The organism is Sandaracinaceae bacterium, assembly GCA_020633055.1.
Lineage (GTDB): Bacteria > Myxococcota_A > Polyangia > Polyangiales > Houyiibacteriaceae > JADJJE01.
Genome location: JACKEJ010000006.1, coordinates 183,113 through 194,676, shown reverse-complemented (window position 1 = coordinate 194,676; position 11,564 = coordinate 183,113). Strand labels below are relative to the sequence as shown.

Genomic DNA, 11,564 nt, shown 5'->3' with positions numbered 1-11,564 from the left:
GTCACCCGCCGGTGGTGTTGCGCACGCGGACGAAGGTGCCCTGCTCGTTCCGGGTGGGATGCACGGCGACCCAGCCGTCGGGCACGGTCGGGGAGGTAAAACCGTACAACCAGCGCGCGTCCTTCGGCGACAGGTTCACGCAGCCGTGGCTCATCCGGTTCCCGAAGCGGCGGTGCCAGTAGGCCGCGTGGAAGCCGATCGAGCCCTGGAAATACTGCACCCAGGGGACCGCCTCGACCGAGTAATCCTCGGCCGAGTTGGCGTTTCCGAGGTCGTCCATAGTGGTGATGCCCACCTTGATCCAGATGCGGAACTCGCCGAGAGGCGTGTCGTGGTCGCGGCCGCGCCGACCGGTGGACACCAGCGTGGCGTAGACGGGGCGATCGCCCTCGTAGACCACCATCGTCTGCGTGCCCACGTCCACGTCGATCCAGCGCTCGTTCGCGCCGACAGCCGCAGGGCGGGGGCTGCGCGGAGGCCGCACCACGTCCGACGCCAGGACGCGCTGACCGCCTTCCAGCTGCAGCACCCCGGGCTCGGGCTCGCCGGTGATCTGCAGCGCGGTGAGACGCTGGAGAGATCGCTGCTGGCGCCGGTTGGCGTGCACCGTGCGCACACGGTCGCGGGCCACGAACGCGAGCGTGTTCAGGCCCTCGGGGGTCGCCAGCTCCACCCCTTGGAAGGGCGAGCCGTGCAGGCGCCGCACCTCGTCACGATGCACGAACACGCCATCGCTGATGCGGTAGAGGTCGCCCCCCGGGACGCTGTGGACGCGCCGCATGAAGCCACCGGGCAGGCGCTCCGACGGTGTGCGCGCGCGGGCCGCCTCGGGAGTGGCATAGGCGTCGACGCCGCCGTCCGGGATGATGAGGTAGCTATGCGGCAGCCAGCCACGACCGCGCACGCGCGGGAAGGGCTCGCCATCGGGCTCGCGCGTGCTGGGGCGCACGTCACTGCCGCAGACCCAGGCGTCGACGCCCACGGAGGCCCAGTAGCCGCACCCGTCCGTGGTGCGCATGGCGGTGCCGGCGGGCAGACGCGTGTCGCCGCGCACGCGTCCGCGTATGGCCCCGGCCGTCTGCGGTGTCGTCCGCACGACGAGCCCACGGCGCACCTCCAGCGAGCGGGTGCCTGCAGGCAGCACGGGCGGCGCTTCCGCCTCTGGGGCGGTCTGGGCCAGCGCCTCCCACGGGCCCACACCGAGGGCGCCGAGGAGCAGTGCTCCCGCCGCCGAAAAGGATGCTCCCGCCCAACGCTCTCGTGCCTTCTTGCTGTACTCCACGCTCTCTCTTCTGACCCCGTCTAGCTGTGTTGCGGCGCCGGTCACCCCGCCGCGCGCACCAGAGCAGGTAACGTCGGCGTGAGCGCGTTCCTTCCCTGGGAACGCGTCCGACAGTCCTCATGCTACAACAAACGACTCATGCGTCACGTTGCCGCGCCTGGTTCGACTGGTCCCTCCCCCCTGTGGGTGCTCCTCGCGGCGCTGTGCGCGCTCTCCAGCGTGCCGTCGGTGGCGCGAGCGGACTTCGGCTCGTCGGACCCGGGTGACTGGGTGCGCAACCGCTGCGTGGCCCGCAACGTCATGGTAGCCGGACTGCTGACGGCGCCGGTGGGTCTACTGATGTTCACCAACGACGCGGAGCCGGGCCGCGTCGCCCTCGGCGCTACGCTCCTCGCTGGTTCGGGCGGCACCCTGGCCACGGGCATCACGCTGCGCGCGCTGCAGCCCGACGCGCCCTCTGGCATCAACACGCCGGCGGCCGAGTGGGAGCGTGACGGCTGCTTGCTGCGCTCCGTGGCGATCTACGGCGGGCCCGTCATGGCACTCGGCACGTTGGTGTTCATCAATTCGTTCCACACCGTGCGCAACCCGTTCACGCGCGTCGTGGGACGAATCATGGCGGTCACCGGCTTCGCGATGATCGCTGGGGGCCTCACCATGACGCTCTACGGGAGCATCAAGGTGCGGCGCCGTGAGCGACCGACGACCCCGCTCGACCTGGGTGCGCCGCTCATCGCGGTCCCGACGCGCGCCGGGGCAGTCTCCATCGGCGTGGGTTCCCTCGGGTTCTCGGGCTCGTTCTGAGTACGCGGCGCCGGCCACGCGTGGGCACGCGGAGGGGCGTGTGATAGGCTGCCTCGCGAATCGCACACGAAAACAAGGGGGCTCGATGATCCGACGAAACACCACCCGTGGGGCGCGAACCGCCGTGCTCATGTGTGCGCTCAGCGCGCTCGCGCCGAGCTCCGCGCTGGCTCAGTACGCCGCGCACCACCATCCGCTGCAGCACTTGGCCGCGCCCGACGCGGTCGGTTTGGTGCGCGTCGACATGGCGGCCGTGCGCGCTCAGGGCATGCTGGACCTCGTCGCGCCCCCCGTCGGCGACGCCACGGGCGCCGAAGCGGTCAAGCGCGCGGCCGTGCGCGCCATCGCGGAGAACGCGAGCGAGGTGCTGCTCACCATGCTGCCCGGCGGTGGCGACGAGCCGCCTGTGGTGGGCATCGCGCGCGGCACCTTCGGGAACGTGACGCTGCCGCCGCTGGCGCACGGCGCCACCGAGGAGGTCTACCGCGGGTTCACGCTCCGCTCCAACGAGGGGATGCTGGGTGGCTTCATCGGCTCGCAGACCTTCGTGTTGGGGGACCCGGCCGGCGTGCGCGCCGTCATCGATCGGCTCACCGAGCGCGAGCGCGGCACCGGCGTGACCGACCCGACGCTGCAGCAGGTCGCGACCGACGTGAACCTCTACGCCGCGCCCATCGCAGCGGCGCTGCGTGTGGACGCCGCCGTGCGGAACGAGCTGCCCGAGACCCTGACCGACGCCGGCACCGTGTCGTCCGTCGGCCTCGAGCTGACCGTGGCAGGTCGCAACCTGAACCTGCGCGTGGCGGTCGGCTACGCCACCGCCGCCGAGGCCACCGCGTTCGCGCGTGGCGCGACGGCCGCCCTGCGCGAGGTCAGGCGCAGCCCCGAGGTGCGGCAGCTGGGGATCGGCCCCCTGCTCTCCTCCATCCGTGCCCGTGCGCGCGCGACCGTGGTGACGATCACGGCGCGCCTGCGTCCCGCGGATGTGGAGGCGCTCACACGCATGGCGGGTCACTGACTCGGAGCCCGCGCCACCGTCTCGGGGACTGACGACGAGAGGCCATGGCCAGCTCTCGGTGACCTCCTGTCGCGTCCCGGGCTCCGCGTCCTTCGAGACCGCTATGGGTTTGGGCAGGGCCCGACGGGTGGTAACCCCACCGTGCAGGCCGGTGTATCCTCGCACGTGCGCGCCGGCCCAGCGATGTCGATCGCGCTGCCCATGACGCGACCCACGTGAATGGGCACGTGCGTGACCCCGGAGCGGCTGAAGCGGCAGAACTGCTGGGGACTCCCGTCGTAGGATGGGTCCTCGGTCTCGCCTCCGAGCCACACCTCGCAGCAGCGGCCTACGCGGCGTAGCTCGACCCACGCGCTGCCCAGGGGCAGCGTCTCTCTGTAGCGCCCCTCCCGGCACAGCCCGACATCGAGCACGTCGGGCACGGCGCCCAGGCCCTCACCCGCGCCGTCGAGGGCCTCGATCAACGTAGGTGTCGCCCCGCAGGGATCGCCCGCGCCGACGCTCGGATTCGCCGCGCACCCGCTGACCGCCGTGACCACGATCATCGCAACACCCCTTGGGACCATGAGAAGGTCGAGCAGCCTCACATCCGAACAATAGGCGGCTGGGCAGCGCATGTCACTTCCCAGCGCACCCTACGGGGCGGTGACGCGGGTGACACGTCCCTGCGAACGCGGATCTACGGCCCTTCAGCCCCCGCCCCAACGTCGCCGTCCCAGCTGACGAACGCCCAGTCCGCGTCCTGCGCGCCGAAGACCTCGGGCACGCACGCCATGGCGCGCGCCTCGGAGCCGCGCTCGAGCACGTAGCAGGCGCCGTGCGCGACGTAGAAGAACCCCTCCTGCGCGCAGTCGAGGTAGCCGCGCTGGGTGTCCACCCGCACGGGGGCGCCTCAGCCGGGTGGGCATCGGGACGTCGAGGGTACCATCGTGAGCCGCGGCAGCGCCGGCCGAGTGCGACCGCCCGACGTGTGCCTGCCGAGCGTCATGAGGTCACGAGGGAACCCCGCCGTGCAGCAGGCCTGGAGCGACGCCATCGGGTTCATCGCCACGACGATGTTCGCCGGCGCGAAGCGTGAGCGCGAGGCCCAGGCCCGGCAGGCCGCTCAGCCCTCGGCGTAGTGCGGCACCCAGCCGCTCTGGTCCTTGAACAGACGCACGCAGCGGATGGTCTTCTGGTCCGTGAGCATGAAGCGGTGATGGCGCAGCGCCGGTACGACGATCAGGTCACCTGGCTCCACCACCACGCGCATGAAGCGCCCCGCGAGGGAGCGGATGTCGAAGATGCCCTCGCCCTCGAGCACGAAGCGTACCTCGTCGTCGTCGTGGTAGTGCTCACCCACGAACTTCGCACACAGCGCGTCCAGGTTGGGCGTGCTCGGCGAGAGGGCCACTTCGTCCTGCTCGATGTACCCGCGCTCGCTCATGAGCGCATCGAGCGCGCCCTGGTAGTGTGCGGGGTCGGTCGGTGCCGTCGCGTAGTACACGCCCTCGGCGTTCAGCTCCGCGGGGGTGATCGACTCGGCGCCAGGTGCACCGTCGTGGTCCAGATACGTCGCGTTCATCGCTTGCCTCCCACGCCGCCGACGGCGTCGACCGCCCGCACGTGCACCTCGCCCACAGACGCCTCGAGCCCGAGCTGCCGCATGCGCACAGCCGCCTCGAACAGGTAGTGGTAGCACTCGGCCTGCGTCTTGGCGTGCGCCCAGTCGCGGCCCCAGACGTAGACACCGTGCCTCCGCACCAGCACGGCGTGCGACGCGGGGTAGGCCTCCATGGCCTCGGCCATGCGCTCCGCCAGGTCGCACTCACGGGCGGTGTTGTCGATGATCGGCACCTGCACGCGGTCGAAGTACCCGTGACCCGCGAGCCCCTTGATCATCTCGATCTCGGTGCACTCGAACACGTCTCTGTACAGCAGGGTGACCAACATCGCGTTCATACCGTGGCTGTGCAGCACGGCGCCCGCGTCACGCATGCGGAACGCGTTGTAGAAGAGCGAGCTGCACTCGCTCACCTTCAGCGCCGCGTCCTCGGGCGCGGACACGATGGCCCCGTCCATGTCCAGCTCGAAGATGTCCTCCTCGCGGATGCGCTCCTTCTGGACGCCGCTGGGCGCCATGAACACGCGCCCGCCCTCGCGCACGCTGATGCCGCCGCCCGTGCCGGTGGCCCACCCCTGCGTGTAGAACTGGCGCGACAGCTCGGTGATGACGCGTCGCGGAGACGTCTGCTGCATGGCTGCCGGTGTACCAGCGGCGCAGCGACCCGTCGAGAGGTCCACGCGCCCGCCCCCCCGCGTCGTTTCGCGGTCGTCACACGGGCGCGCGAGAGACGACGCACGCGCAGCCGTCCGTGAGCGGGTCGCCGAGCGCGGTGGACCGAACGGCCAACGAACGCTCGAGGCGGCACCGCATGGCATCCCCAGCCTGCGTGGGTTTGCGGAGACGACGCGCGAAGGCCGTGGCCGCTAGGGGTGCAGGACCACCTTCCCGACCGTCTGCCGACCACCGAGGTCGGCGAGGGCCTGGGCCGCGTCCGTCAGGGGATGCGTGGAGCTGACCAACGGCATGATGCGCTGCTCGCGCCAGAGGTCGAACAGCTCCTGCTGCGCGCGCGCGATGAGCGCCGGGTCGTGCTTGAAGTAGGCCCCCCAGTGCAGCCCGACGACGCTGAAGTTCTTGAGCAGCACGCGGTTCATGGCCAGCGTGGGGATACGCCCCCCCGCGAAGCCGATGACCAACAGCCGCCCCGAGAACGCGATGCACTTGGTGGACAGGTCGAACGCGTCGCCGCCGACGGGGTCGTAGATGACGTCCGCGCCCTTCCCGCCCGTGAGCTCCAAGACCGCGTCCTTCCAGGCGTCGTCACGGTACGTGAACGTGTGCTGCGCGCCGTGCTCACGCGCGAGCGCCAGCTTGTCGTCGCTGCCCGCCGTCCCGATGACGGTAGCCCCCAGGGCCCGCCCGATCTGCACGGCAGCCAGCCCGACGCCTCCCGCGGCCGCATGGACCAGCAGCGTCTCACCAGGCTGGAGGTCCGCCCTGTAGCGCAGCGCGAAGTACGAGGTCTGGTACACGATGCCCATGGCCGCGGCGACGTCGTAGGACATCTCGTCGGGCATGCGGAAGACGCGCTCCGTGGGGAGCACAATGTGGCTCGCGAACGCGCCGTACTCGGCCAGCCCCGCGACGCGATCCCCGACCTTGAAGCCGGTGACCCCGGCCCCCACCGCGACGATGTCACCCGCCAGCTCGGCGCCCGGCGCGAACGGCAGCGGAGGCTTCACCTGGTACTGACCTCGGGTGATCAACGTGTCGAAGAAATTGCAGCCCGCCGCGCGCACCGCCACCAGGACCTCGCCCGGGCCCGGCTGAGGCGCGTCGTCTTCGCGGCGCACGAGCGCGCTCGGGCCATCGAGGGACTCCACCAACATCTGAACTCGCTTCATGCGCGGAGGATTGCACGGACCTCGGGAACCTGCGATCTGTGGTCCGTGCACTCGCTCCATCGCCGCCCAACTCGACACTGCGACCCCCGCAGGAGCGCCGCATCACACGCTGCGCCCCGGCGGCGCCACGCACCGCTCGCCCACGCCGCCGTTCTGGCTGCTGTCGCCGCGTGCGTGGTCACTCTCGCACCGTCCGCGCAGCCTGGCCGCGCCCAGGCCGGTGGTGACGTCCCTGCCCACAACAGCCCGCGCCTGCGCGAGGCCCCGCCCCTGCCGCCCCTGGCAGAGGCCGATCTCGAGCGCGCCCGCACCCTGCTGCGCGGCATCCTCGCGGGCGACCCGGAGATGGCCGCCGCGGCCTACCTCCCGCGCGCGGCGTTCGCACAGATCAAGGGCGTCGCCAATCCCGACCACATCTACGACCGGTTGATGCGCGAGTTCACGGCGGACGTGCATGCGCTGCACGCGGAGGTGCCCGCCGACGCGCGCTTCGAGCGCCTCGAGCTCTCCCGGCGTCGCAGCTGGGTCGTGGTGCGGGAGGAGGCCAACCGTCTGCCGTACTGGTCTGCGCGCCGCAACCAGCTCACGTACAGCACGGAGGTGAACGGCGCGCGCGTCGAGCGCACGCTCGAGGTGCGCACGCTCATCACCTGGGACGACGCGTGGTACATCACGCACCTGCGGGAGTTCCACTGACGGTGAGCCGCGCCCTGCTCATCGTGGATCACGGCAGCCGCGTGGCCGCCGCGAACGACAGCGTCGGGGCCGTGGCCGCGCTGGTGGCCGAGCAGAGCGACTATCCGGTCGTCATCGGCGCACACATGGAGCTGGCCGCGCCGAGCATCGCAGACGCCGTGGCCGACGCCGTCCAGCGCGGCGCGAGCCACCTGACCGTGGTGCCCTTCATGCTCGCCCCAGGCCGCCACGCCACGCAGGACATCCCACGCCTCGTCGCGGAGGCCGTCGCAGAGCACCCCGGAGTGTCCTTCCGGGTGGCCGCGCCGCTGGGCGTGCACGACCTGCTGGCGCAGCTCGTGATCGCTCGGGCCCACGAGGCTGAGCGCGCCCCTCTCGACGCCTCCACCGAGCCGGTCTAGGCTGTGCGGCATGCGAAAGCTCCACCTCGTTGCACCTCTGGTTGCGTTCCTGCCCCTGACCCTCTCGGCCTGTAGCGACGGCGCCTTCGGCACGGGCGTCCCGCCGGAGACGGTGCTGGACGAGGCGAGCGAGCAGGACCTCCAGGACCTGTGCGTGGCGGTCTCCAACGAGATGCTGGCGCTGGTGACGGGGCCCATCCAGCGGGCGTTCTGCACGAGCGTGGGCATCCGGGTCGACTCGGCGAGCGTCAGCTGCCGAGAGGCCCGCGACGTGTGCATCTCCAACGCCGAGCCACCCATGGTCACGAGCTGCGACAACATCAACATGGCGGCGTTCGATGCGTGCGACACCACGGTGGGCGAAGCAGAGGACTGCATGCGTCAGCTGCGCGCGAACGTGAACCGGATCTCGGGGCAGATCACCTGCAGCCTCACCCCAGAAGACCTCGACACGATCGACATCGGCGTCGAGGACCTCCTGCCGGCGGACTGCACGGCCATCGCCGAAGAATGCCCGGCGCTGGGCATGCTGCTGAGCTTCGACCTCGACACGATCGAGTGAGGCTCGGCGGCAGCGCGATCCTGTGCGCCACCTTGGCGCTCGCCTGCGGCGACCGCGACCAGACCGCTCCGTCCAGCGCTCCGTCGACCACCCCGGTAGATGAGCAGTCCGCCACCGAGGCGCGCGAGGAAGCGCGCGCTCGCGAGGAGCAGGCGCGCATCGACGCTGAGTTCCCTGGCTATGCGCTGGTCACCGGGGTCCAGCTGCCCGTGCGCGCCGCCCCGGAGCCCAACGCGACCGTGATTGGCTGGCTGCGTTTGGGCGCGGTGGTGCGCGTCAAGACGGAGAGCACTCCCTCGCCGCGCTGCGCCACCGGTTGGCACGCGGTCTACCCCACGGGCTTCGCGTGCGCAGGTCAGGGGCTCGAGATCGGCGACGAGCCCCCTAGCGAAGACGAGTCCGCTGTGGCCGCCGACCGCACGGCCCCGCTCCCGTACGAATACTTGAAGGTGAAGGAGGACCTCGTCCCCGAGTACCACAACCCGCCCACGCGCGAGGAGCACGCCGAGGTGATGGCGTGGGCGGAGCGCTACCTGGCCCTGCGGGAGCGCAACCCCGACCAAGCGGCGCGCATGCGTCGCGGCGAGCTGCGCAGCGAACCCGGTCCCCCCGCGCGTGTCGCGCGCTTCCTGGAGCGCGGCGTGATCGTGGCCAAGTCCGGCATCGTGCGCCGGGAAGAGCGCCGCTTCGCGCGCACCGTCACCGGGCGCTACATCCTGCGTGTTCAGCTGCATCGCAAGGACGGGAGCGACTTCCACGGGGTCGAAGTGAACGCCGAGCGTCCCTTGCCCATCCCCTGGGCGCGGCGCGCCATCCGCCCACGCGAGCGCATCCCCGACGTGCGGCCCGAGGACCGCCGCAGCGGCGACTGGCGCTTCTTCCGCGACACGGACGCCGCGATCATCCCCGCGGGGACCATCGTCACGTCGTGGCAGCGACGCGAGTGGTTCGACGGCAACGTGATGCACGTGCTCGACGGCGACCGCTACGCCCGCGCTTGGTACATCGGTGTGGCCGAGGTCGCCGAGCCCCCCTTCGAGATCGAGGACGACGAGCCGTGGGTGCACGTGGACCTGGGCGAGCAGACCCTCACCGTGTATCGCGGCCACGCGCCAATCTACAGCACGCTGGTGTCGACGGGTGACACCGAGCACCCCACCCCGCACGGCATCTTCCGCGTGCAACGCAAGATGATCACCAGCACCATGAGCAACCTGGGCGGTGACGTCGAGAGCGATCGCTACCGCATCGAAGACGTGCCCTACACACAGTACTTCGACCAGGGCATCGCCCTGCACGCCGCGTTCTGGCACGAGCGCTTCGGGCAGCTGGTGAGCCACGGCTGCGTCAACCTCGCGCCCATCGACGCGCAGCGTGTGTTCCAGCTGCTGTGGCCCGTCGTGCCCGCGGGCTGGCACGGCGTGGTCACGCACCAGACCGTGTTCCGCGCGAGCCGCGTCTGGGTCACCGACTGAACGACACGACGCTGTCGACGTCCCTGCGGTACAACGCGGGGGATGATCCACGTCTGCTTCGTCTGCCTCGGCAACATCTGCCGTTCCCCCACGGCCCATGGGGTCATGGAGCACCTCGTCCGAGAGCGCGGCGTGACGCGACGCATCGCCGTGTCCAGCGCGGGCACCGGGGCTTGGCACGTGGGCTCCCCACCGGACCATCGCGCCCAAGCGACCGCCCGGCGTCGCGGGTTCGCGCTGCCCGGCAAGGCCGAACACTTCACGGTGGACGACTTCGACCGCTTCGACCGCGTGCTCGCCATGGATCGCAGCAACCTCGGAAACCTGCGCCAGCTGGCCCGCCACGACGCGGACTGGCAGAAGGTCACGCTCTTCCGCACGTACGACCCCCTGGCCACCCCCGGCGACGACGAGGTCCCCGACCCGTACTATGGCGGCCCCGAGGGCTTCGAAGAGGTGTTCGACATGTGCGAGCGCACCTGCGCGGCGCTGCTGGACGACCTGCTGCGGGCACCTGACGCTAGCTGACACCCCGCCGCGACGCGCGCTGGCGAGCCGCGCTCACTCGCGCTCGTAGCCGTCGCCGTCCTCGTCGTCGTCTCCGAGCGCGATGCGCTCGATGCGGTCCTTCCACTCGAGCACGCGGTCGCCCTGGGTGCGCTGGAAAGCGCGCACCTCGTCGAGGCGCTGCTCGACCACCTCTCGGACCTGGTGCGCCCGCACGCCCGCGATGAGCGCCGCCGGACGAACGCTGCCGCGCTCCGAGCGCTCTGGCCGCTCGCTCCGCTCCCCCGGTGGAGGCGGAAGCGTGCTGTTGCGGCGGGGCTCGTCGCCCGACTCGAGGTAGCTGCCGATGGTGCGACGCGCCCGCTCCAGCAGCTCCTCGGCGGGCGCCGTGGGATCCTGAGAGATGCGCAGCAGCTCCGACCTGAGCCTGTCCAACGACACCAGCGAGCGACCGAGGCGAGCGCGCTCCGGCTCCATGTCGGGCTCGGGCGCGGGCGGCTCCGGCTCGGGCGGCCCCTCGAAGTCGGCGAGCGTGGGGATGCGTCCGTCGCTGATCGCATCCACTGCTCCCCGCGCGCGATAGAGCAGCGCATCGATCTGATTGCGGCGCTCGCCGCCCAACAAGGACACCAGCTCGCTGCGCAAGCCGTCGATGGTGACGCCGTCGGTCAGCAGCCTGCCCAGCCCCCCCTCCGCCGTGAAGTGGTCCCCCAGCCCAACCACGCAGAGCTCCTCGAGGTCGTCCAGCTTCTCGAACAACGCGTCGAAATCACCCAGGGCGTCCACTTCCGGCAACAGCTGGCGTGTGGCACGCACCCTCGGCAGGAACGCGAACTGGTCCTCGGAGGCGCGGATCTTCTCCTCCAGCACCTCCACGTGGGTGGCGACGTCCTCGAACTTCAATACGAAGTAGGCCAACGCCGACTCGGGATCGGCCCCTCGCGCGCGGCCGATGATGCGCCCCCGGAACGCCTGACAGTCCACCTGCCAGACGTTGCCCCGCTCGTCGACGTAGCCGAGCTTGTGACCCGCAGACAGCACGGTGTCGCGCGCGTAGACGGCGTTGCCCCGGATGCGCGCGACCACCTCACCGCGCTGCCCCAGGCGCCCGCGGCGCCGCCGCACGCGCTGCTTGTCGTCCACGTAGCCCAGCTCGCGCCCCTTCTTGAAGCGTGTGTCGCGCTCGCGGATGCGCCCCTTGGCGTCGGCATGCCCCACCTTGCGGCCGCGCCGCAGGATGCCGTCTTTCATGTGGATGTCGGCGGAGCGGTCCCGGGACATGGCCGAGAGGATGACACAATCGGTAGCGCGGACAGCGAACGAAGCGCGCCCTGGCCGCGCATTCCGTCGTGGCCGGACGACGCGACGA

15 protein-coding genes are annotated in these 11,564 nt (G+C 71.0%); 8 read left to right on the top strand and 7 right to left on the bottom strand.

Annotation, left to right across the window (positions count from 1 at the left end):
* Position 1: 1 nt before the first annotated feature.
* On the bottom strand, positions 2 to 1,282 hold the full coding sequence (locus tag H6726_10230; GenBank protein MCB9658014.1) for a L,D-transpeptidase: 1,281 nt from the start codon (positions 1,280 to 1,282) through the stop codon (positions 2 to 4).
* A gap of 138 nt (positions 1,283 to 1,420) precedes the next feature.
* Between H6726_10230 and H6726_10225 the strand changes: the two genes are divergently transcribed.
* Positions 1,421 to 2,086, top strand: a complete 666-nt coding sequence (locus H6726_10225; protein MCB9658013.1) for a hypothetical protein — start codon at positions 1,421 to 1,423, stop codon at positions 2,084 to 2,086.
* Between the two features lie 85 nt (positions 2,087 to 2,171).
* Positions 2,172 to 3,104, top strand: coding sequence for a hypothetical protein (locus H6726_10220; protein MCB9658012.1), 933 nt, complete (start codon positions 2,172 to 2,174; stop codon positions 3,102 to 3,104).
* Between the two features lie 101 nt (positions 3,105 to 3,205).
* Here H6726_10220 and H6726_10215 read toward each other — a convergent pair whose 3' ends face one another.
* Both H6726_10215 and H6726_10210 read right to left on the bottom strand, forming a co-directional pair.
* The gene (locus H6726_10215; GenBank protein ID MCB9658011.1) at positions 3,206 to 3,649 is read right to left on the bottom strand and encodes a hypothetical protein; all 444 of its coding nucleotides are present in this window, start codon (positions 3,647 to 3,649) and stop codon (positions 3,206 to 3,208) included.
* Positions 3,650 to 3,783: 134 nt separating this feature from the next.
* Positions 3,784 to 3,987: a hypothetical protein gene (locus H6726_10210; protein MCB9658010.1), complete on the bottom strand. Its 204-nt coding sequence runs from the start codon at positions 3,985 to 3,987 to the stop codon at positions 3,784 to 3,786.
* A gap of 46 nt (positions 3,988 to 4,033) precedes the next feature.
* Here H6726_10210 and H6726_10205 point away from each other — a divergent pair, with 46 nt between their 5' ends.
* Entirely contained in the window at positions 4,034 to 4,225 is a 192-nt protein-coding gene (locus H6726_10205; protein ID MCB9658009.1) for a hypothetical protein, read from the top strand.
* Here H6726_10205 and H6726_10200 read toward each other — a convergent pair.
* From H6726_10200 to H6726_10190, 3 genes are all read right to left on the bottom strand, one after another.
* On the bottom strand, positions 4,210 to 4,668 hold the full coding sequence (locus tag H6726_10200; GenBank protein MCB9658008.1) for a cupin domain-containing protein: 459 nt from the start codon (positions 4,666 to 4,668) through the stop codon (positions 4,210 to 4,212). The genes H6726_10205 and H6726_10200 overlap by 16 nt on opposite strands.
* On the bottom strand, positions 4,665 to 5,342 hold the full coding sequence (gene mtnB, locus H6726_10195; protein ID MCB9658007.1) for a methylthioribulose 1-phosphate dehydratase: 678 nt from the start codon (positions 5,340 to 5,342) through the stop codon (positions 4,665 to 4,667). The genes H6726_10200 and mtnB overlap by 4 nt, the downstream gene beginning before the upstream one ends.
* A 231-nt stretch (positions 5,343 to 5,573) precedes the next feature.
* Positions 5,574 to 6,539 (bottom strand): NADPH:quinone oxidoreductase family protein, encoded by a 966-nt coding sequence (locus H6726_10190; GenBank protein MCB9658006.1) that lies wholly within the window; start codon positions 6,537 to 6,539, stop codon positions 5,574 to 5,576.
* A 189-nt stretch (positions 6,540 to 6,728) separates the two neighbouring features.
* On the opposite strand from H6726_10190, the gene H6726_10185 reads away from it, so the two are divergent.
* From H6726_10185 to H6726_10165, 5 genes are read left to right on the top strand one after another with little or no spacing between them, the layout of a single operon-like run.
* Complete coding sequence (locus tag H6726_10185; protein MCB9658005.1) at positions 6,729 to 7,250, top strand: hypothetical protein; 522 nt, start codon at positions 6,729 to 6,731, stop codon at positions 7,248 to 7,250.
* A 2-nt stretch (positions 7,251 to 7,252) separates the two neighbouring features.
* Positions 7,253 to 7,651 carry a sirohydrochlorin cobaltochelatase gene (locus tag H6726_10180; protein ID MCB9658004.1) on the top strand — a complete coding sequence of 133 codons (399 nt, stop codon included), beginning with the start codon at positions 7,253 to 7,255 and terminating at the stop codon, positions 7,649 to 7,651.
* Between the two features lie 10 nt (positions 7,652 to 7,661).
* Positions 7,662 to 8,213 (top strand): hypothetical protein, encoded by a 552-nt coding sequence (locus H6726_10175; GenBank protein ID MCB9658003.1) that lies wholly within the window; start codon positions 7,662 to 7,664, stop codon positions 8,211 to 8,213.
* Entirely contained in the window at positions 8,210 to 9,688 is a 1,479-nt protein-coding gene (locus tag H6726_10170; protein MCB9658002.1) for a L,D-transpeptidase, read from the top strand. The genes H6726_10175 and H6726_10170 overlap by 4 nt, the downstream gene beginning before the upstream one ends.
* 42 nt (positions 9,689 to 9,730) lie before the next feature.
* Positions 9,731 to 10,216, top strand: coding sequence for a low molecular weight phosphotyrosine protein phosphatase (locus tag H6726_10165; GenBank protein MCB9658001.1), 486 nt, complete (start codon positions 9,731 to 9,733; stop codon positions 10,214 to 10,216).
* 33 nt (positions 10,217 to 10,249) lie between these two features.
* Here H6726_10165 and H6726_10160 read toward each other — a convergent pair whose 3' ends face one another.
* On the bottom strand, positions 10,250 to 11,476 hold the full coding sequence (locus H6726_10160) for a hypothetical protein (protein ID MCB9658000.1): 1,227 nt from the start codon (positions 11,474 to 11,476) through the stop codon (positions 10,250 to 10,252).
* Positions 11,477 to 11,564: the final 88 nt, after the last annotated feature.